A 20,456-nucleotide genomic window follows, 5' to 3' on the forward strand; every position below is an offset into this window, starting at 1 on the left:
GAACGCTCATATGCCGCGCGAGCTTGGATACCGTCCCCGGCCTGATCAGCCGGAAACGGTATCAATCAATCTTCCAGCGGGAAGCTCTCGGCGAGCGCGTCCGTCCGGCGATCGCGCAGGGAGGAGACATTGTCGATCTCGTTGTACCTCAGATAGCGCAGGAGATCGGTGAGGATCGCGCTTGGCAGGCCGGGGCCGCCATAGACGAGGGCCGTATAGATCTGGACGAGATCGGCGCCAGCCTCGATCTTTTCGATGAAGCTCCCGAGATCGGACACACCGCCGACCCCGATCAGGGCCATGTCCGGGCCGAGCGCCTTGCGGAAATGGGCGAGCACGCTCGTGGCGCGCGCGCGAAGGGGTCTGCCGGAGAGGCCTCCGGTCTCGCCCGCGGCCTTGTCGTTCTCGACGCCGGCACGTGAGAGCGTGGTGTTCGAGACGATAAGACCGTCCACCTTCCGCTTCTTCGCGGTTTTCGCGATACCGGCGATCTGCGTCTTGGTGAGATCCGGCGCGACCTTGAGAAAGACCGGCACCTTGGGGCTTGCCGAGACCGCCGCTTCGCCGTTGCGGGCGGCGATGACGTGTTCCAGCAGGCGGTCCAGCTCCTCGGTCGCCTGAAGGTCGCGCAGGCCCGGCGTGTTCGGCGAGGAAATGTTGATCGTGAGATAGGAGGCGAGGGGCGCAAAGCTCGCAACGCCTTCCACATAGTCGGCAACGCGGTCTTCCGCATTCTTGTTCGCGCCGATATTGGCGCCGACGATACCTGCTTTGCGCTGGCGTTCGGCGAGTCGCTCCACCGCGTCGGCGTGGCCGCAATTGTTGAAGCCGAATCGGTTGATGACGGCCCCGTGCTGCTTCAGCCGGAACAGACGGGGTTTGGGGTTTCCGTCCTGCGGCTGGGGTGTCACCGTGCCCACCTCGACGAAACCGAAACCGAGGCTGAGCAGCCTGTCCGGCACCTCGGCGTTCTTGTCGTAGCCGGCAGCGAGACCGAGCGGATTGGGGAAGGAGAGGCCGGCGACCTTGACCCGCAGACGATCGTCCACGGGAACGCGCCCGCCCTTTGCGAGGCCGAGTCTGAGGGCCTTGATCGAAAGATCGTGCGCCTTTTCCGGGTCCATGCGGAAGATCGCCGGCCGGGCAAGGCGATAGAGCGCCGTCATGCGGTCGCTCCGGCAAGATCTTCGGGAAAGACATGACGGCCGTCGTCGTCGAGCGGCAGCGGCTTTTCCCAGATCACGGCGTCCATCGAAAGCGGCGCATAGAGATGCGGAAACAGTGCGCCCCCACGCGAGGGCTCCCAATTCAGCGCATCGCCGAGCTGTTCGGGTGCGACAGCGAGAAGATGAAGATCGTTCTTGCCTGCAAAGTGCTTCGCCGCCGTCTCGCGAACCTGTGAAGCGGTCGAGAAATGGACGTAGCCATCGGCGATATCCACCGGCGCTCCATCGAAACGCCCGGCGGCTTGGAGGCTGGCCCACTCGTCGTGGGTCAGAATTTTGTAGATTGGATCGGACATGACAGAGCCTTGGGCCGCTTCCCTTGCCGAATCAACCATGGATCGGCCGCGAAACTCGCTATCAACAGGACATCGTGGGCGGCGGCCGCTCGGCTCACTGCATTCCGGCCGGTTCGTCGACCCGTCCCCCGTCGGCGCCCTTGCCGGCCTTGTGCTCGGCGGTGCGATGCCGGGCCGTCTGCCAGATGACGTGCAGAAGACCGGCAAGACGGCTCTCGGGGCCGAGTCCTGCTTCCAGATGGGACAGGGCCGAGCGCATGTGCCGATCGATCTGCTCTTCCGTGGAAGACCGGCCGATCATCGAGACGATGGTGGACTTGCCGGCGTCCTGGCCGATGTCCTTGCCGATCGAGACCGCGGTTTGGCTGTCGTCGAGAAGATCGTCGAGAAGCTGGAAGGCCAATCCCAGCTGACGGGCGAAGGCTTCGAGCTCGCGCCGGGTTTCCTCAGGTGCGCCGCTGCCGATCATCCCGATCTCGATCGCCGCCAGAAACAGCGCGCCGGTCTTCAGCGCATTGGTGCGCGCGACATCCTCCGTCGATCCGCTGCCCCCTTTCAGGTCGGCGAACTGACCGGCCACGAGACCGCTCGTTCCAACCGCCTTGCCGAGCGCTGCGACCGAACGCGTGCGCTGTTCCGGGGTGAGCGTCGGCGCTGCCGCAAGCAGTTCGAAGGCCCGCGACACCATGGCAATGACCGCAAGAAGGGCGGTCTCCTCGCCATAGGCGACATGGGTCGGTGCACGTCCGCGCCGGAGTGTCGCATCGTCCATGCAGGGCAGATCGTCCAGCACCAGCGAGGCGGTGTGGATCAGCTCGATCGCACAGCCGCCCTCGATCGCGGCCTCGACATTTCCGTCGAGATCCATGGCCGTGAGGACTGCGAGCATCGGACGCAGCCGCTTGCCGGGCGCAAGCACGCTGGACGCCATGGCGTCCCTCAGCTTCTCCTGACCATCGAGGCACTCTGGCAGGATGTCACCGAGGCGCTGTTCGATTCGCTTCAAGAGACGGGCGGCTTCCTCTTGCCGCGTCTCACTCATACGGCGATGTCCATGATACGCAGAGACAACTTGATCTTGATCCCTTGAGCTTCCGGCGTGTTTCAATCAGATGCTAACACGGATACAGCGAAATTCGACCGGGAAATGATTGCGGCTTGAGTAACTGGCAAAACAGCAGGGCAGGCAAGATTGGCCGCTGACGAGAACCGATCGAAAACCAGCGACATCGGGTCGCGCAAGATCGATCACCTGGATATCGTGCTCGCACAGGATGGCGAGGCGCCAAGCGCGGCGACAGGCCTCGACCAGATCGTCTTCGAGCATGTCGCTTTGCCGGAACTCTCGCTCGGCGAGATCGATCTCAGCGTGCCGTTTCTCGGCAAGAGGCTCTCGGCACCGCTCCTGATCTCCTCCATGACCGGCGGGCCCGAGCGCGCGGCCGGGATCAATGCCCATCTCGCGGAAGCGGCCGAGGCGCTTGGGATCGCGTTGGCGGTCGGGTCACAGCGGGTTGCGCTGGAGGGACGCGGCGGCGGCGGGCTCGATCGCGCCTTGCGCGACAGGGCGCCCTCCGTGCCGATCCTGTCCAATATCGGTGGCGCACAGTTCGTGCTCGGCTATGGCGAGGACGAAGCGATGCGCGCGGTGGAGATGATCGGCGCCGACGCGCTGATCATTCATCTCAATCCCCTGCAGGAGGCGGTACAGACCGGAGGCGACACGGATTGGCGCGGTGTCCTTTCGGCGATCGAGCGCCTGTGCTCGAAGCTCTCTGTGCCGGTGGTCGTCAAGGAGGTCGGCGCGGGACTGTCCGGCGCGGTCGCACGGCGGCTGGTCGAGGCCGGCGTCTGCGTGATCGACGTCGCGGGGGCCGGCGGAACGAGCTGGGCGAAGGTTGAGGCGGCCAGAGCGGCCGATCCCCGGCAAAGGGCCGTCGCCGAACTCTTCGCGGATTGGGGAATTGGAACGGCTCGGGCCGTCGCCGACGTGCGGGCGACCTGCGCCAAAACGCCGATCATCGCTTCGGGGGGCATCCGCAACGGGATCGATGTCGCGAAGGCGATTCGCTGTGGCGCCAATCTCGCCGGGCAGGCCGCCGCGACACTCAAAGCTGCCGAAACCTCGGTTGACGCGGTGATCGCGCATTTCGAGGATGTGATCCGGACGCTGCGGATCGTCTGTTTCTGCACCGGATCAGGAACCGTGGAAGCCCTGAAAAAGGCATCTCTTCTCGATCCGCCGGGTTTTCTCGGCGCCCGCTAGGTCGAACCAGCTGACGCGATCGTCTGTTCGATCGGCATTTGGTCAGCCAAGTAGCGATATCCGGTGCTTGCCCTTGCACCCGCCTCGTAGTGTAAGGAGGCCTCGATCTGTTCGTGCTGACCGGGAGAGACCGCCATGCCATCGTCACTCGACGCTTACTTGAGATCCGCTCTGAGCGCGGATGAAGGCCAGCGCCGAATCGCCGAGGCGATCCGCCATCTCTGCACGGCCTCGGTGAAGGTTCGCAACACGATCATCGAAGGCGGCAATCTGGGCGATCAGCGCGGCGGCAGCAATGCCGACGGGGACATGCAGAAAGAGCTGGACGTCCTCGCGGACAAGGCGTTTCTCCAGGCGGCCAGGGATTCGGGCTTCGTGTTCTTCGGGTCGGAAGAGCAGGAAGGACCGGTCACCCTCGATGAAGAGGGTGACTTCGCCATCGCCATCGATCCGCTGGACGGTTCGTCCAACATCTCGACCAATGTTTCGATCGGCACGATCTTCTCCATTCTGCCGGTCACCGACGCCCACCGCGCCGATCTGAAGACCGTGTTCATGCAAAAGGGCGCCAATCAGCTTGCCGCCGGCTTCTTCACCTACGGGCCGCAGCTCCAGCTGGTGCTGACAGTGGGCAATGGCACGCACGTCTTCCTGTTCTCCCCGAAATTCGGCGGCTTCGTGGAGCAGGCGGCCTCGGTGACGGTCGCGGACAGGTCGAAAGAGTTCTCGATCAACATGTCGAATTATCGGCACTGGGACTCGCATATCCGCAACTACATCGACGACCTGCTGGCAGGCGAGGAAGGGCCGCGCGAGCGCGAGTTCGGAATGCGCTATGTCGGTTCGCTGGTGGCGGACGCCTATCGCATCCTGCAGCGGGGCGGTGTGTTCCTCTATCCGGGCGATGAGCGGAAAGGCTATCAGAAGGGCCGCCTGCGCCTGATGTACGAGGCAAATCCCGTGGCGATGCTGGTGGAGCAGGCCGGGGGCGCCGCGACCGACGGAACGACCCGCATCCTCGACATCGAGCCGGAAGGACTGCATGTGCGCACGCCGCTGGTCTTCGGTTCGAAGCGCGAGGTGGAGCGGATCGGGCGTTATATCGCCGATCCCGAGGCTCTGGCCGAACGCTCGCCGCTGTTCGGAAAACGCACTCTCTTCAGGCCGTAAGGCGCTGCTGCCGAGCCAGACCCATCCATGTCCGCCAAACATCCCATCATCGCGATTACAGGCTCGTCCGGGGCAGGAACGACCTCGGTCAAGGATATCTTCGACCAGATCTTTCGCCGTGAGAGCGTCGATGCTGCCTTCATCGAGGGGGACGCGTTTCATCGCTACGATCGCGATGCGATGCGGGTGAAGATGGCCACCGAGACGGCAGCCGGAAACACGACCTTCTCGCATTTCTCGCCGGAGGCCAATCTGCTCGAAGACCTGCGCGATGTCTTTGACGAATATGGTCGCAAGGGCACGGGCCGCACTCGGCATTACATCCATGACGACCGGGAGATGGAGAAATACGGCCTGCCGGAGGGCAAGTTCACCGAGTGGGAGCCGCTTCACGAAAATTCGGACCTCCTCTTTTACGAGGGGCTCCATGGCTGTGTGAAGACGGATACGATCGATCTCGCGCGTTATCCCGATCTGAAGATCGGCGTTGTGCCGGTGATCAATCTCGAATGGATCCAGAAAATCCACCGGGACAAGGCGACGCGGGGCTATTCGACGGAAGCCGTGATGGACACGATCCTGCGCCGCATGCCGGACTACGTGAAATATATTTGCCCGCAATTTGGCGAAACGCACATCAACTTCCAGCGGGTTCCGATCGTCGATACGTCGAACCCGTTCATTGCACGCTGGATTCCGACGCCCGACGAATCCATGATCGTCATTCGCTTCGCCAACCCGCGCGGCATCGACTTTCCCTATCTTTTGTCGATGATACCCCACAGCTTCATGTCGCGGGCCAATTCCATCTGCGCGCCGGGTGCAAAGCTCGATATCGCGATGCAATTGATCCTGACCCCATTGATTCTGAAGCTGATGGAGCGCAAACGACGCGCATCCTGATGACTTTTTACGCTTGCCGAGAAAGCTGACCGACATGCTGGATAAACCATCGCCGAAGACCACCGATCGCAATCCGCGGGACATGGCGAACGCCATCCGAGCGCTCGCCATGGACGCCGTGCAGAAGGCCAACTCCGGGCATCCGGGCATGCCGATGGGCATGGCGGACGTTGCGACCGTTCTGTTCCAGAAATTCATGCGGGTCGATCCGTCCAAGCCGAAATGGCCGAACCGCGACCGCTTCATCCTGTCGGCGGGTCACGGGTCGATGTTGCTTTATGCGATCCATCACCTGCTCGGCTACGAGGACATGCCGATCGAGGAGATCAAGGATTTCCGCCAGCTCGGCAGCCGTACCGCCGGCCATCCCGAATACGGCCATGCGGCGGGGATCGAGACGACGACCGGACCGCTGGGGCAGGGGATTGCCACCTCCGTCGGAATGGCCATCGGCGAGCGCCTGATGAATGCGCGCTTCGGCGACGGTCTCGTCGACCACTACACCTATGTGATCGCCGGCGATGGCTGCCTCATGGAAGGCATCAGCCATGAGGCGATCGATCTGGCCGGCACCTTGAAGCTGAACAAGCTGATCGTGCTCTGGGACGACAACGGGATCTCGATCGACGGCAAGGTGGAAATCTCCTCGAAGACGGATCAGGTCGCGCGCTTCGAGGCAGCGGGCTGGAAGACGTTCTCCGTCGACGGGCACGATAGCGAGGCCGTGGAAAAGGCGATCGAAGAGGCGCGCAAGAGCGACAAACCGGCCTTCATCGCCTGCAAGACGGTGATCGGCTACGGTTCGCCCAACAAGGCCGGCACCCACAAGGTGCATGGCGAAGCGCTGGGCGACGACGAGATCGCACTGGCCCGCAAGGAACTGGTCTGGGAATCCGAACCTTTCGAACTGCCGGACGCGGTCGTCAAAGGCTGGCGCGAGGTCTCGGCCAAGGGACGCGAGGCGCGCGAGGCATGGGAACGCAAGCTCGCCGATCATCCCGAGCGCGAGCGTTTCGAGGCCTTCTCCTCCGGAACACTGCCGGCGGGATTTGCCGGCGAGATGCAAAACTTCCGCAACGCCCTCGTTCAGGACAAGCCAAAGGTTGCGACGCGCAAGGCCTCGGAAATGACCCTCGAGGTCATCAACCGCGTGGTCGAGACCACGATCGGCGGCTCTGCCGATCTGACGGGCTCGAACAACACGAAGACCAAGGATCTGAAGCCGGTGACGGCGGAGGATTTCTCGGGCCGCTATATCCACTACGGCGTGCGCGAGCACGGCATGTCCGCCGCGATGAACGGGCTTGCGCTCTATGGCGGGCTGATCCCCTATGGTGGCACCTTCCTTGTTTTCTCCGACTATGCGCGCGGCGCGATGCGGCTTTCCGCGCTGATGGGAAACCGGGTCGTCTATGTACTGACCCATGATTCCATCGGCCTCGGCGAGGACGGTCCGACCCATCAGCCGGTCGAGCATCTCACCATGCTGCGGGCAACGCCGAACACTCTGGTCTTCCGTCCATGCGACGTGATCGAGACGGTCGAGGCCTGGGAGGCTGCGTTGCTCTCAAACGATCGTCCATCGGTGCTCGCGCTGACCCGCCAGGGCCTGCCGACCGTACGCGAGGACGTTTCGGAAAATCTCAGCCTGAAGGGCGGTTACGTTCTGAAGGAGTCGGCCGGTGAGCGGGACGTCACCCTCATGGCTTCGGGCTCGGAGGTGGAGATTGCGCTGAAGGCCGCCGAAGCCCTGAAAGGCGAGGGCCTGAATGCCGCCGTCGTCTCAATGCCCTGCATGGAACTCTTTGCCGAACAGGACGATGCCTATCGCGCTTCGGTGCTGGGCTCGGTTCCGCGCATTGCCATCGAGGCCGGCGTCGGAATGAGCTGGGACCGGTGGCTCGGCGATCGCGGCCGTTTCATCGGCATGACCGGCTTCGGCGCGTCCGGACCGGCGCCCAAGCTCTTCGAACATTTCGGCATCACGGCTGACAAGGTGGTGGAAGCCGCCAAGGCACTCACCGCCTGAGGCGCGAGACCGTAACGAAGACCGGGGCGGACGCATCACGCGTTCGTCCCTTTTTCATGGTGCCCGACAGAAGGCGAGACATGAGTGAAGTCCTGATCGCACCCTCCATCCTGTCCGCCGATTTCTCGCGGCTCGGAGAGGAAATCCGCGCCGTCGACGAGGCGGGCGCGGATTGGATCCACCTCGATGTGATGGACGGGCATTTCGTGCCGAACATCACCTTCGGCCCGCCGATCATCAAGGCGGTTCGAGGAGCCTCGAAGAAGGTGTTCGACTGTCACCTGATGATCGAGCCCTGCGATCCGTATCTGCAGGCGTTTGCCGAGGCCGGCTGCGACTTCATCACGGTTCACGCCGAGGCGACGACGCATCTGGCGCGCTCGCTCGCCGCCATTCGCGATCTCGGGGTGAAGGCGGGCGTCTCGCTCAATCCATCGACGCCTGAAAACGTCATTGAATATGTGATCGATCAGATCGATCTGGTTCTGCTGATGACCGTAAACCCGGGCTTTGGCGGGCAGAAGTTCATTCACCCAGTGGTGGAGAAGGTGCGCCGCGTGAAGACAATGATCGGCGATCGCGATATCCGCATCGAGATCGATGGCGGCGTGACGCCCGAAACGGCCCCGCTGGTGGTCGAGGCCGGGGCCGATGTGTTGGTCGCCGGCTCGGCCGTGTTCAAGGGCGGCACGCCTGAGCATTACGCCGCGAACATGAAGGCGATCCGAGAGGCGTGTCGCTGAAATTCAGGCGGCGCGGCCTTATACCGGCGGACCTTTGAAACCATCGGTTTCATGGCTCGTCGGCAGCCCGAGCGGCGTTTGAGCCGTTTGCCGGGCGTGGATTGACCCAAAGGGTCAATTCATTCGTCCGGCGGTATTATACCGAGGGGCCTTTGAAACCAACGGTTCAAAAGGCCGCCGGGAGCCCGAGCGGCGCCTGAGCCAATCGTCGGACGAGAATTGACCTTCGGGTCAATTCATTTGTCCGGCGGCCTTGTATCGCCTCAGCGCTTTCACCCAGCGAAAGCCGCCAAGCTCACAGCTTCATCGTCCGCAATCTCAGCGCGTTGCCGATGACGGAGACCGAGGAGAGGCTCATCGCCGCTGCCGCGATCATGGGTGAGAGGAGCAGGCCGAAGACCGGGTAAAGAATGCCCGCCGCGATCGGCACGCCGATGGCGTTGTAGCCGAAGGCGAAGAACAGGTTCTGCTTGATGTTGCGGATCGTCGCTTCGGCAAGGTGCCGGGCCCGGACGATGCCTCCGAGATCGCCCTTCACCAGCGTCATGCCGGCGCTTTCCACCGCGACATCGGCCCCGGTGCCCATGGCGATGCCCACATCGGCCGCCGCCAGCGCGGGCGCGTCGTTGATGCCGTCGCCGGCCACCGCGACCTTACCGCCCTTGGAACGCAGGTCTTCGACGAGTGCCTGCTTGTCTTCCGGCGAGAGCCCGGCGCGCACCTCGTCGATGCCGAGTTCCTTCGCAACGGCTTTTGCCGTGCGCTCGTTGTCGCCGGTTGCCATGACGATGCGGATGCCGCTGTCATGCAGCGAGCGAATCGCCTCGGCGCTGGAGGATTTCACAGGGTCCGCCACGGCGACGACGCCGGCTAGCTTTCCCCCGATTGCGACGAACATCGCGGTCTTGCCTTCCGATTGCAGGGCTTCGGCCTTTTCGGAAAGGGCGGCGATTTCGACGCCTTCCTGATCCATCATGGCCTTGTTGCCGAGCGCGATCTTTTCGCCCTCGATCAGGCCTTTCACGCCCTTGCCGGTGACGGAATCAAAATCGCTCGCGTCGGTGAGCTTTGCGTCCCGCTCTTTCGCACCGGCGACGATTGCCTCTGCGAGCGGATGCTCCGAACCGCGTTCGAGGGATGCTGCGGCGCTGAGGAACCTTGTCTCGTCGACCCCCTCGGCCGTGATCACGTCGGTCAGCTTCGGCCTGCCTTCGGTGAGCGTGCCGGTCTTGTCGATAACGAGTGTATCGATTTTCTCGAAGCGCTCCAGGGCCTCGGCATCCTTGATAAGGACGCCGGCCGATGCGCCGCGTCCGGTCGCCGTCATGATCGACATGGGCGTTGCGAGACCAAGCGCGCACGGGCAGGCGATGATAAGAACCGAGACGGCCGCGACCAGAGCATGGGCCAGCGCCGGCTGCGGGCCGACAAGCGTCCAGACGACGAAGGCGAGAACCGCGACACCGACCACGGTCGGCACGAAATAGCCCGCCACCTTGTCTGCAAGGCCCTGGATCGGCGCGCGCGAGCGCTGGGCGGTCGCGACCATCCCGACGATGCGCGAAAGGGTCGTGTCGTCACCGACCGCAAGGGCCTCCATCACGAAGGAGCCGGATTTGTTGAGCGTGCCGCCGGTGACTGTGTCACCCTTTTCCTTGGTGACCGGCATCGGTTCGCCGGTGATCATCGATTCGTCGATCGACGAGCCGCCGTCGAGGACGGTGCCATCCACCGGAATGCTCTCGCCAGGACGCACGCGCAGGCGGTCGCCTTCCTTGAGGACGGCGAGCTCGACGTCTTCCTCGGACCCATCGGATTTGATGCGGCGCGCGGTCTTCGGTGCAAGGTCCATGAGGGCGCGAATGGCCGAGCCGGTGCGCTCGCGCGCCTTGAGCTCGAGGACCTGGCCGACGAAGACCAGCGCCACGATGACGGCGGAGGCCTCGAAATAGACCGGCACGACGCCGTTCTCGCGGAAGGAGGGCGGGAAGAGGCCGGGCAGGATGGTCGCGATGACGGAATAACCGTAGGCCGCGCCGACGCCGATTGCGATCAGCGTCCACATATTGGGCGACCGATTTACGACAGAAGCCCAGCCGCGCTTGAAGAATGGGAGCGCGGCCCAGAGGACGACCGGCGTCGCAAGCGCGAATTCGATCCAGACGGCGAGGCTCTCGCCGAACCAGCCGCGCACGGGCAGGCCGATCATCGGCCCCATGGTGAGTAAGAGAAGCGGTACCGCGCAGAGGGCGGAGACCCAAAGGCGGCGCGTGAAGTCGACGAGCTCCGGGTTCGGCCCTTCGTCCGGGTCGGGAATTCCCATCGGCTCCAGCGCCATGCCGCATTTCGGGCAATCGTCGGGATGATCGCGGATCACCTCCGGGTGCATCGGACAGGTGTATTGCGTGCCCTTGGGCGCTGGCTTCGGCTTGTCCTCGGGGCTGAGATGCGCCTCCGGATCGCTCTCGAATTTCGACTGGCAGTGGCTCGAACAGAAATAGAAGCGCTGGCCCTCGTGCTTCGCCATGTTCTCTGCGCTCGCCCGGTCGACGCTCATGCCGCAGACCGGATCCCTGGCGCTGAGATAATCCTCTGGCGCGGCCTCGAACTTCTTTCGGCATCCATCGCTGCAGAAATGAAAGGTTTTTCCCTCGTGCTCTGCCGAAGGCTTTCCGACGTCAGGATCGACCGTCATGCCGCAGACAGGATCTCGGATCACCGCCGACTGGCTGCAATGATCCGAACCGCCATGCCCATGCCCGTGCCCTGGCGATGATTCTGCCTGATGATCCATTCTTCGACCCACTCGTGGTTTTCTTCTCGATAGAAACGTGGGGCTTCCACCGGCTGGAAGGTCAAGCTTCGGCTTGAAGACATTTATTTTTTCGCCGGGTGGTCCAAAGCACGGGGGCGCTTATTGCGGACGGTACCGGAGCGATTAGATACGGCTTTCGCGGATCCGCCCAGGGCGTTTGCCGCAGGCATCGCTCCCCATGGCGATCCGGTCTGCCATCTTCTTCGTCAGGGAGTATCGAATTGGAAAGTCTATCGGGCGGTTCGGGCGGCGGAGATGCCATTCCCCTGTGGATCTGGCTCTCGACCATAGCCGGAATTGCCGGACTCTTCATTTTCGACTTCATGACCCATGTGCGGAAGGCGCACGAGCCGAGCTTCAAGGAAGCGGCGATCTGGTCGACGGTTTATGTGAGCCTGGCCCTGATTTTCGGCGGTGCGCTGTGGCTCGTCTGGGACCACAAGCACGGTTTGGAATTCTTTGCCGGCTTCATCACGGAAAAGAGCCTGTCGGTGGACAATCTCTTCGTATTCGTGATCATCATGAAGAGCTTCCAGGTGCCGCGCGAAGACCAGCAGAAGGCGCTTCTGATCGGCATCGTGCTCGCGCTCATCATGCGCGGCATCTTCATCGCGCTCGGCGCTGCGGCCATCAACCAGTTTTCCTGGATCTTCTATCTCTTCGGCCTGTTCCTGCTCGCGACGGCGGTCAAGCTCGCCTTTGACAGTTTCGCCCATCAGAAGACGACGGACGAGGAATACGAGCCGAACTTTATCGTCAAATGGTTCGACCGGACCTTCCCTTCGACGTCCGAATTCCACGGCAACGCGCTGTTCATCGTCGAAAACGGCAAGCGCCTGATGACGCCGATGATGGTCGTCATCGTCGCCCTCGGCATGACGGATCTGCTGTTCGCCCTCGATTCGATCCCGGCGATCTACGGTCTGACCAATTCGCCCTATATCGTCTTCACGACGAACGCCTTCGCGCTGCTCGGCCTTCTCCAGCTCTACTTCCTGCTTGGCGGACTGCTGGACAGGCTGGTCTATCTCGGCTTCGGCCTTGCGCTCATACTCGGCTTCATCGGCGTGAAGCTCGTGTTCCACGCGATGGAAAAGAACACGCTGTCCTTCCTCAACGATGGCCAGCCAATCGAATGGGTGCCCCACATCACGACGGGACTGTCGCTGATCGTCATCCTCGGTATTCTGGTGGTGACGACGGTCGCGAGCTTGATGCGGACCGGTTTCTCTGGTTTTGCCGACAAGAAGAGCGACAAGTCCGCGCACTGACAGGCGCCGAGATCCGGAGAGCGAAGTTGAGCCCCGCGAGCGACGACGAGACCAGACCGAATCGCGATAATGTGCATGAACTGCCGACGGTGACGCGAACACCCGAGGAATGGGCGGAAAAGCGCAGCGCGCTCGAGAAGAAGCTCGCCGCCCATTCGGCAGCGCGCGCGAAGGAGGTGGAGCGGCAAAGCACCGCCGGCTCCAGCATGAAAGGCATTGCGGAAGGCCTGAAGCTCGCCAGCGAATTCGCCGCCGGCATCATCGTCGGCGGGGCCATCGGCTATGGCATCGACATGTTTGCCGGAACGAGCCCATTTGGTCTGATCGTCTTTCTGATGCTGGGTTTCGCCGCCGGGATTCGCAATGTGTTGCGGTCGGCCAGCCCGAAGCCGGCAGACCCTGTGCAGCGCAGCGAAAATTCCGATCGCGCGCGGGAAAACCTGAATGATTCCTAGATAACGGGCCGCTTCCTCCCAGATGGGGTGTTGCGAAGACGAATTTCAGCGGCTATTGCGATGGCCGGCTCGCAAGGACGCGAAAAGACGTTTCGACAAGGACTCCAGAGTTTGGCAACCAACCCGACCGATCCGATTCATCAGTTCGAAATCTATCCGCTCGTGCCGATCGATATCGGCGGTCTGGATTTCTCGTTCACGAATTCGGCGCTCTTCATGGTGCTGACCGCAGCACTGACGGCTGGCTTCCTGTATTATTCGACGCGCGGACGCGGGCTTGTTCCGGGCCGCCTGCAGTCGATGACGGAGCTCACCTACGAATTTACCGCGAACATGCTGCGCGACGCCGCCGGAACGGCCGGCATGCGCTTCTTTCCCTTCGTGTTCTCGATCTTCACCTTCGTGCTGGTCGCGAACCTCATCGGGATGTTCCCCTACTTTTTCACCGTCACCAGTCATATCATCGTGACGTTCGCACTCGCGATGCTCGTGATGGCGGTGGTCGTCGGCTACGGCATCACGAAGCACGGCCTGTCCTGGTTCAAGCTTTTCGTGCCCTCGGGCGTGCCGGGTTACATTCTGCCCTTCGTCGTCTTGATCGAGGTCATCTCGTTCCTGTCCCGGCCGGTTTCCCTGTCGGTTCGTCTCTTCGCCAACATGCTGGCGGGGCATATCACGCTCAAGGTCTTTGCCGGATTCGTCGTCACGTTGTCCTCGCTCGGCGCGGTCGGCGTGATCGGTTCGATCCTGCCACTGATCATGACAGTTGCCATCACGGCTCTCGAGTTCCTCGTCGCGGCTCTGCAGGCCTATGTCTTCGCGATCCTGACCTGCATGTACCTGAACGACGCGGTTCACCCGCATCACTGATCCTTCCCCTTGCCGGGCGGAAGGCGCGGCAAATCCACTACGATCCATAAAGGAGAATTTCCATGGAAGCTGAAGCTGCACGTTACATCGGTGCTGGTCTTGCCTGTTTCGGTATGGGCATGACCGCTCTCGGTCTCGGCAACATGTTCGCCAACTACCTCGAAGGCGCGCTGCGCAACCCATCGGCAGCCGATGGACAGTTCGGTCGCCTGATCTTCGGCTTCGCCGTGACGGAAGCGCTGGGCATTTTCTCGCTCCTCATCGCGCTGCTTCTGCTCTTCGTCTAAGCCGTAACATTCGAAATGGATCGTTGGTCTGGCCGGACGCATCCCGCGTTCGGCCGGAACGATGTACAGGAGGCAAGGCGTGTTGTTCGATATCGCCGCTCAAGCACAAGAAACCGGTGAAACATCCGGAGGTTCGGCCGATGTCTCGCCCTTCGGAGGTGAGGAGGTCGTGTTGCACGGTGAAGTAACCACGTCGGGCGAAGAGGCGGGGGGTCACTTCCCGCCCATGAACACGGAATTCTATCCGTCTCAGCTTCTTTGGCTCGCGATTACGTTCGGCATCTTCTACTGGGTGCTCAAGAACGTTCTCGTGCCGCGCATCGGCGGCGTCCTTGAAAATCGGCGCGATCGGATCGCGATCGATCTGGAAGCGGCCGAACGGGCGCGCCAGGATGCCAATGAGGCCCAGGCTGCCTATGAGCAGGAGCTGGCGGAGGCCCGCGAGCGGGCGCACAATATTGGGCAGACTGCCCGTAACGAAGCCCGCGAAGAGGCCGACGAACAGCGCCGCAAGCTCGAAGCCGAGCTGGACCAGCGTCTGGAAGAGGCCCGCGAGCGTATCGCGACCGCCAAGGCAAGCGCGATGGATGACATGAATTCGCTGGCGACTGACGTTGCCGAGACGATCCTGAGGGATGTGGTCAAGCTCGACGTTTCGCGCGACGAGGTCTCGTCCGCCGTCGCCGAAACCCGCTCGTAAGGAGGCAGCCTTGGATAATTCATTCTGGGCCTTCATCGGCCTCATCATCTTCTTCGCCATCGTTGTCTATTTCAGGGGCTTCCGGCGTCTTAACAGCTCCCTCGACGAGCGCTCCAAGCGCATCCAGTCGGAGCTCGAAGAGGCGCGTGAGCTGAAGGAAGAGGCCAAGCAGCAGCTGGCGGAATATCAGCGCCGCCGCCGGGAAGCCGAGCAGGAGGCGCAGGAGATCATCGAAAGCGCCAAGCGCGACGCACGGCAGATGCTGGCGGAGACGGCGAAGAAGAACAAGGAATTCGTCGAACGCCGGACGGCGATGGCGGAAGACCAGATCGCCCAGGCTGAATCCGATGCGCGAAAGGACGTCCGCACGACGGCCGTGGATATCGCCGTCGCAGCCGCAGCCAAGGTGATCTCGCAGCGGGACGGCGCGGGCCAGTCGGTGTCCGATTCCATCGCAGCGGTGCGCCAGCGCCTGAACTGAGCGGCGTCTGCCTCTCCTCTCATTCAAATGGGCTCGGGCGTTTCGTCCGGGCCCATTTTCTTTTGTCTGTGTCGGTCGGACTGTGCTGATGCCCGCAGTGATAGGCTATCGTCGGCCGTAATGGTTCCTGCATCGGATCTCGCGGTTTGAAAAAGCAGACACTTCGCTTGACCAGGATCGCTCATGCTCGTCCTCGACAACATCATCTCGGACCGTGGCTCGAAGTATGCGGCCTCGGGGGCTCCCTGTTCGAGCGAGGCCGAAGCGAAGGCGTTCGTCGAAGCGTTGAAGCGCAAGAAGAAGTTCGCGAAGGCGACCCATCACTCCTGGGCTTTCGTTACGGAGGATGGACCCGCCAAGAACGATGACGGGGAATCGGGTGCTGGCATGGTGATCGTCCGTATGCTGGAGCGGGCCGAACTTATGAACCATGTGGTGGTCGTCACCCGGTGGTATGGGGGCAAGCATCTTGGCGGCGACCGATTCCGTCATGTGCAGGACGCGGTGCGCATCTATCTCGACCGTCTTGCCAGCGAGAGCGGCTGAGGGTCGTGGATTTCTGAGCGGGCGAAACTGCCTGCTGGGGTGTCGACGACGACCGGTGTTGAATTCAAAGCAACCGTCAGCGCCGCAAGCACCGCATGCGCAATCCGGCCTGTTTCGATGGAGCCATCTCCTCGACCTGTCGATGAACTGATCTTCGAGGGGTAGGGTGCATTCAGCATACGCAAAGCAAACTATTTTGCGTTCAACCGCGCTGGTGATCGTATCCGGCTACCGAAGGGGGCTGAAACTCATGCGGTGGATCGGCGTCGGCCCGTGCTTGGCGATGGCCGCCAGATGGACTGCACTACCGTATCCGACATTGATGGCAAAGCCGTAGCCCGGATAGAGCACATCAGCGTTTTGCATCATGCGGTCTCGCTGGACCTTTGCGATGATCGAGGCCGCCGCGATCGAGACGCTGATTGCGTCACCCTTGACGATGGCAGTGCCGCGTCCCGACCATGAGGGTGGAACGTCGCGACCGTCGAAGAGGGCATGGGACGGACGGATCGCAAGCTGATCGAGCGCCCGGGTCATCGCTCTCAGGGTTGCCTGTCGGATGTTGACCCTATCGATTTCCCGCGCCGAGACCGAAGCGATCGCGACAGAGGCAGATAGCAGGATCTCGTCGAACAGCCGGTCGCGTGTCCTTGCCGTGAGTTTCTTGCTATCGTTGATGCCATCAGGGACTCTTGCCGGATCCTCGAAGACCACGGCCGCAGCGACGACAGGTCCCGCCAGCGGACCGCGTCCAACCTCATCGACACCCGCGACCCACTGGGCACCGGTCCGGATCAATTCGACTTCGCGGGAAATGTCCGGCCTTGACCGTTCGGAGCGGCTCTTCCTCGCGCGTGCGGCTTCAGGCGGCTGGACGGGTTTCGTTCGGACGCCGTCAGGTCGGGAAATGGGCGGAGAATCGGAAGGAGAGCGGGCCATGATGCGGCAATGACTCGCTCAAAATCCGATTCTCCTCAAGGTCGCGCGAGCATCCTGGCAAAACGGCGCACAACCTTGTTTCACGATAGCGGCATATCGTGATCCTGTTTTGTTCTTTAGATTAGCGACAGCTGTACACCGGCGCCGCGCGGAGCGGTGAAGAGGTCGGTCCGCAGAGACTGGCGGTTCTGGTTGAGGCCGAGTCGCTTGGCGGTGAGATCGAAGCGGCGCTTGATCTGGTGGGCGTAAGGACCCGTGCCGCGCATGCGCTTGCCCCATTCGGCGTCATAGTCCTTGCCGTCGCGCATGGATCGCAGCAGCGAGAGCACATGGCGGTAGCGGTCCGGATAGTGCCTCAGCAGCCAGTCCTTGAAGATCTGTGAGACTTCCAGAGGCAGACGCAGGAGAACGTAGCCGGCTTCCTTGGCTCCCGCAGTCGCCGCAGCTTCCAGAAGGCGCTCGATTTCCGAATCGGTGAGACCTGGAATGATCGGCGCGGTCATCACCATGGTGGGAATGCCCGCTTCGTTCAGCGTGCGGATCGCATCGAGCCGCTTCTGCGGCGTCGAGGCGCGGGGCTCCATGGTGCGGGCAAGCTTCCGGTCCATCGTGGTGAGGGACAGAGCGACGCGGGCGAGACCCTTGTCAGCCATGCGGGAGAGAATATCGATATCGCGCAGAACGAGCGCCGACTTGGTGACAATCCCCACCGGATGGTTCGCCGCTTCGAGCACCTCCAGGATCTCGCGCATGATGCCGTAGCGCTTCTCGATCGGCTGGTATGGATCGGTGTTCGTTCCGATCGCGATCGAGCGAACCTCGTAACCGGGCCGAGACAGTTCGCGTTCCAGAAGCTGCGCGGCGTTTGGCTTGACGAAGAGCTTTGACTCGAAGTCGACGCCTGCGGACAGGCCCATATAGGAATGGCTCGGACGGGCGAAGCAGTAGACGCAGCCGTGTTCGCAGCCGCGATAGGGATTGACCGAGCGATCGAAGGAAATGTCGGGCGAGGTGTTGCGCGTGATGATCGTACGCGGTTTTTCCACCTGCACGTCCGTCTTGAAGGCCGGCAGGTTTTCCAGCGTATCCCAGCCGTCGTCGAACGTGTCGCGGGCAAAGGGCTCGAAGCGTCCGCTCGGATTGATGCCGGCACCCCGGCCACGGCGCCGGGCCGGACCGATCCGCCCGCCACCCTCGTCGATGATTCGATTGGCTATGTCGACACCGAGCGTCGGGTCGAATGCCGCGCGATCCGCGGCTGCGATATCAAACATGACAAGTCCTCGAACAATACGTGAACACGTAAAAAATACGTTTACAGCATGAATGAGAACAAGACAAGAACATTCGAGCGGGCTTGCCTATGACGGGCTCGCGACCCTACAACTCGCGGCATGTTGACCATCTACATGGACTGCGGTTCCAACGACCGACATCTCGCGCTGACGCTCACCGAGCTGGTTTCCGGCTCGATCGAGGGCGTGGTCAAGAACGTGGTTCTGATTGATCGCGGCATGTCGGAGGGGACACGTTCCGTCGCCGATCAATGCGGTTGCCGCGTTATCATGCCAGGCGAACTCCGCGCGACGATCGAGCAGGATCGGGCCGACTGGCAGCTCTGGCTGGAAAAGGGCAGTCGCCCGGCGGCTGGATGGACGAATGAGATCATCGAGCATATCGGGACCGGAAATGGTCCGCCTGGTGGCCCGCAGGCGGCGCGCTTTCGCACGGCGAAGCGCGATAGACCAAGGCTCTTGTCTCGATTGACCCAGCGCCGAAGCGCACTCGCCGACGGTCTGCTGCTGAAGAAGGCGCAAGCCATCGGTCTCGTCCGGCAGCACGGCGAGGCGCCCTTGTCGGTCCTGGCGAAAGGGCTGGCGTCCAAGCGTCTCGACGCCGAGCTTCGGCCCGCGACGGCGCTTTAGACCGAGCGACCACCGCGGCGCAGGTGTTCGTCGAGACGCGGCATGATCTCCACGAAATTGCAAGGCTTGTGCCGGTAATCGAGCTGTCGCTCCAGAATATGGTCCCAGGCGTCGTCACAGGCCCCCGGAGAGCCCGGCAGGACGAAGACGAAGGTCTTGCCGATCAGCCCGGCCGTCGCGCGGGACTGGACGGTAGAGACGCCGATCTTGTCGAACGAGATGCGATGAAAAACGATCGAGAAGCCATCCATCCGCTTGTCGAACAGCGGCTCCAGCGCATCGGGCGTGACATCGCGCCCGGTAAAGCCCGTGCCGCCCGTCGTGATGACGATGTCGACGCCTTCGTCCGCGACCCATGCCTTGACGGCTTCGGCGATGGCGGCCTTGTCATCGCGGACGATCTTGCGGTCGGCAAGCTTGTGGCCCGCATCATCGATTCGGGAAGCGAGATGGTCTCCGGATTTGTCCTCGGCCTCCGTGCGCGTGTCGGACACGGTGAGAAGTGCGATCGACAACGCGATAAAGGGGCGTTCGGAATCCAATCGTTCAATGGTCGATGGCATGGCTCGGTTCTCTCCGCGGTTCTGCGCAAGCGCCTTATGATATCCGAACTTTTGACGACGAGGCGTGTTCCGCCATGTATGCGATCGGTTGATCGTTGTCAGGCGCTGGCAACCCACCAGTCCGGTCGCGTTCGTGCGAGAGCTGCCGCGCCGCGCTGCGCCGACTCCTCATCTTTATAGAGAGCGAAGACCGTCGATCCGGACCCCGACATTCGTACGATGTCGGCGCCGGTGGCCGTGAGCTTGGCGACGGCATCACCGACTGCCGGCTCTATGGCAGTGGCCGTTTCCTGTAGGTCGTTGCGGGTCCCGTCCAGCCAGGCGATGAGGTCGCCTGTCTTCCAGAAGCCACCCTGCGGCAAGGGCGGTAGAGGCGCATTTTCACGGTTTCTGAGGGCCTTGAACACCGTTGGGGTCGAGATGGGCCGTTGCGGGTTGACGAGAACCATCGACGGCATGGCACCAAGATCGATTTCGTCCAGCTCTTCGCCGATGCCGCGCGCGATAACGGGCTTAGCGATCATGCACATTGGAACGTCCGCCCCGAGCTCTGTGCAACGCCGCGCCTGCGCTGCAGCCAGATCTGGCGATAGCGAGCCGAGCTTGCGCAAGAGTGCTGCGGCATCGGACGACCCCCCGCCGATCCCCGCGCCATGGGGCAAAGCCTTTGTGAGCCGGATGAGAAGGGGCGGAACGTCAAGGCCAAGACGCAGTGCTTCCTCGCGAGTGAGGTCGAGCGCCTTGTGAACGATATTGCGATGATCTGTCGGAACGCCGACCGCGAAGGGTCCGTCGACGACAAGCCGGTCTTTATGTGCCGGCTCGATCGACAGACGATCCGCGATGCGAGCGGCAAAGACCGCGACGCTTTCGAGCAGATGATAGCCGTCTTCACGACGGCCAACGATATGGAGGGCGAGATTGATCTTGGCAGGCGCCAGGACTTCGCCTTCGAAGGGAGTATCGCTCAA

The 20,456-nt window shown here is 62.4% G+C and carries 21 protein-coding genes; 13 read left to right on the forward strand and 8 right to left on the reverse strand.

Features of this window, described 5'->3' with window-relative positions:
- Positions 1 to 65 precede the first annotated feature (65 nt).
- The 3 genes from ABDX79_RS08010 to ABDX79_RS08020 form a co-directional block, all read right to left on the reverse strand.
- Positions 66 to 1,166, reverse strand: coding sequence for a quinone-dependent dihydroorotate dehydrogenase (locus ABDX79_RS08010; protein ID WP_346219753.1), 1,101 nt, complete (start codon positions 1,164 to 1,166; stop codon positions 66 to 68).
- Complete coding sequence (locus ABDX79_RS08015; RefSeq protein WP_346219754.1) at positions 1,163 to 1,522, reverse strand: DUF952 domain-containing protein; 360 nt, start codon at positions 1,520 to 1,522, stop codon at positions 1,163 to 1,165. Before ABDX79_RS08015 ends, ABDX79_RS08010 begins: the two co-directional genes overlap by 4 nt.
- A 94-nt stretch (positions 1,523 to 1,616) precedes the next feature.
- Positions 1,617 to 2,564, reverse strand: coding sequence for a polyprenyl synthetase family protein (locus tag ABDX79_RS08020; protein WP_346219755.1), 948 nt, complete (start codon positions 2,562 to 2,564; stop codon positions 1,617 to 1,619).
- A gap of 150 nt (positions 2,565 to 2,714) precedes the next feature.
- Here ABDX79_RS08020 and fni point away from each other — a divergent pair, with 150 nt between their 5' ends.
- The 5 genes from fni (at position 2,715) to rpe (ending at position 8,633) form a co-directional block, all read left to right on the forward strand.
- Positions 2,715 to 3,788: a type 2 isopentenyl-diphosphate Delta-isomerase gene (fni, locus tag ABDX79_RS08025; RefSeq protein ID WP_346219756.1), complete on the forward strand. Its 1,074-nt coding sequence runs from the start codon at positions 2,715 to 2,717 to the stop codon at positions 3,786 to 3,788.
- 135 nt (positions 3,789 to 3,923) lie between these two features.
- Positions 3,924 to 4,958 (forward strand): class 1 fructose-bisphosphatase, encoded by a 1,035-nt coding sequence (locus tag ABDX79_RS08030; RefSeq protein ID WP_346219757.1) that lies wholly within the window; start codon positions 3,924 to 3,926, stop codon positions 4,956 to 4,958.
- A 27-nt stretch (positions 4,959 to 4,985) separates the two neighbouring features.
- A complete protein-coding gene (locus ABDX79_RS08035) occupies positions 4,986 to 5,861 on the forward strand; it encodes a phosphoribulokinase (protein ID WP_346219758.1) in 876 nt (291 codons plus the stop codon).
- Positions 5,862 to 5,895: 34 nt separating this feature from the next.
- Entirely contained in the window at positions 5,896 to 7,890 is a 1,995-nt protein-coding gene (tkt, locus tag ABDX79_RS08040; RefSeq protein ID WP_346219759.1) for a transketolase, read from the forward strand.
- A gap of 80 nt (positions 7,891 to 7,970) precedes the next feature.
- Positions 7,971 to 8,633, forward strand: coding sequence for a ribulose-phosphate 3-epimerase (gene rpe, locus ABDX79_RS08045; protein WP_346219760.1), 663 nt, complete (start codon positions 7,971 to 7,973; stop codon positions 8,631 to 8,633).
- 295 nt (positions 8,634 to 8,928) lie between these two features.
- On the opposite strand, the gene ABDX79_RS08050 is transcribed toward rpe, so the two are convergent.
- Positions 8,929 to 11,427, reverse strand: coding sequence for a heavy metal translocating P-type ATPase (locus tag ABDX79_RS08050; protein WP_463671133.1), 2,499 nt, complete (start codon positions 11,425 to 11,427; stop codon positions 8,929 to 8,931).
- Positions 11,428 to 11,669: 242 nt separating this feature from the next.
- On the opposite strand from ABDX79_RS08050, the gene ABDX79_RS08055 reads away from it, so the two are divergent.
- The 7 genes from ABDX79_RS08055 to ABDX79_RS08085 all read left to right on the forward strand — a co-directional run bounded on the left by ABDX79_RS08055 (position 11,670) and on the right by ABDX79_RS08085 (position 16,058).
- Entirely contained in the window at positions 11,670 to 12,719 is a 1,050-nt protein-coding gene (locus tag ABDX79_RS08055; protein WP_346219761.1) for a TerC/Alx family metal homeostasis membrane protein, read from the forward strand.
- Positions 12,720 to 12,745: 26 nt separating this feature from the next.
- Entirely contained in the window at positions 12,746 to 13,174 is a 429-nt protein-coding gene (locus tag ABDX79_RS08060; protein ID WP_463671134.1) for an AtpZ/AtpI family protein, read from the forward strand.
- A gap of 111 nt (positions 13,175 to 13,285) precedes the next feature.
- A complete protein-coding gene (locus ABDX79_RS08065; RefSeq protein ID WP_346219762.1) occupies positions 13,286 to 14,044 on the forward strand; it encodes a F0F1 ATP synthase subunit A in 759 nt (252 codons plus the stop codon).
- Between the two features lie 62 nt (positions 14,045 to 14,106).
- A complete protein-coding gene (locus ABDX79_RS08070; RefSeq protein ID WP_346219763.1) occupies positions 14,107 to 14,331 on the forward strand; it encodes a F0F1 ATP synthase subunit C in 225 nt (74 codons plus the stop codon).
- Between the two features lie 61 nt (positions 14,332 to 14,392).
- Positions 14,393 to 15,031 carry a F0F1 ATP synthase subunit B gene (locus ABDX79_RS08075; protein ID WP_346219764.1) on the forward strand — a complete coding sequence of 213 codons (639 nt, stop codon included), beginning with the start codon at positions 14,393 to 14,395 and terminating at the stop codon, positions 15,029 to 15,031.
- A 10-nt stretch (positions 15,032 to 15,041) separates the two neighbouring features.
- Positions 15,042 to 15,512, forward strand: a complete 471-nt coding sequence (locus ABDX79_RS08080; protein ID WP_346219765.1) for a F0F1 ATP synthase subunit B family protein — start codon at positions 15,042 to 15,044, stop codon at positions 15,510 to 15,512.
- Positions 15,513 to 15,695: 183 nt separating this feature from the next.
- Positions 15,696 to 16,058, forward strand: a complete 363-nt coding sequence (locus ABDX79_RS08085) for a YigZ family protein (protein WP_346219766.1) — start codon at positions 15,696 to 15,698, stop codon at positions 16,056 to 16,058.
- A 228-nt stretch (positions 16,059 to 16,286) separates the two neighbouring features.
- Here ABDX79_RS08085 and ABDX79_RS08090 read toward each other — a convergent pair whose 3' ends face one another.
- Together ABDX79_RS08090 and ABDX79_RS08095 are read right to left on the reverse strand one after the other, a co-directional pair.
- Complete coding sequence (locus ABDX79_RS08090) at positions 16,287 to 16,997, reverse strand: ribonuclease HII (protein WP_346219767.1); 711 nt, start codon at positions 16,995 to 16,997, stop codon at positions 16,287 to 16,289.
- A gap of 116 nt (positions 16,998 to 17,113) precedes the next feature.
- Positions 17,114 to 18,271 (reverse strand): PA0069 family radical SAM protein, encoded by a 1,158-nt coding sequence (locus ABDX79_RS08095; RefSeq protein WP_346219768.1) that lies wholly within the window; start codon positions 18,269 to 18,271, stop codon positions 17,114 to 17,116.
- 120 nt (positions 18,272 to 18,391) lie between these two features.
- On the opposite strand from ABDX79_RS08095, the gene ABDX79_RS08100 reads away from it, so the two are divergent.
- The gene (locus ABDX79_RS08100) at positions 18,392 to 18,922 is read left to right on the forward strand and encodes a glycosyl transferase family 2 (protein WP_346219769.1); all 531 of its coding nucleotides are present in this window, start codon (positions 18,392 to 18,394) and stop codon (positions 18,920 to 18,922) included.
- Here ABDX79_RS08100 and moaB read toward each other — a convergent pair.
- Together moaB and ABDX79_RS08110 are read right to left on the reverse strand one after the other, a co-directional pair.
- On the reverse strand, positions 18,919 to 19,485 hold the full coding sequence (gene moaB / locus ABDX79_RS08105) for a molybdenum cofactor biosynthesis protein B (protein WP_346219770.1): 567 nt from the start codon (positions 19,483 to 19,485) through the stop codon (positions 18,919 to 18,921). The two genes, ABDX79_RS08100 and moaB, sit on opposite strands and share 4 nt — an antisense overlap.
- Positions 19,486 to 19,583: 98 nt before the next feature.
- The gene (locus ABDX79_RS08110) at positions 19,584 to 20,456 is read right to left on the reverse strand and encodes a 4-(cytidine 5'-diphospho)-2-C-methyl-D-erythritol kinase (RefSeq protein ID WP_346219771.1); all 873 of its coding nucleotides are present in this window, start codon (positions 20,454 to 20,456) and stop codon (positions 19,584 to 19,586) included.

This window comes from Fulvimarina fulva (genome assembly GCF_039652615.1).
In the GTDB taxonomy this organism is placed as follows: Bacteria; Pseudomonadota; Alphaproteobacteria; order Rhizobiales; family Rhizobiaceae; genus Fulvimarina.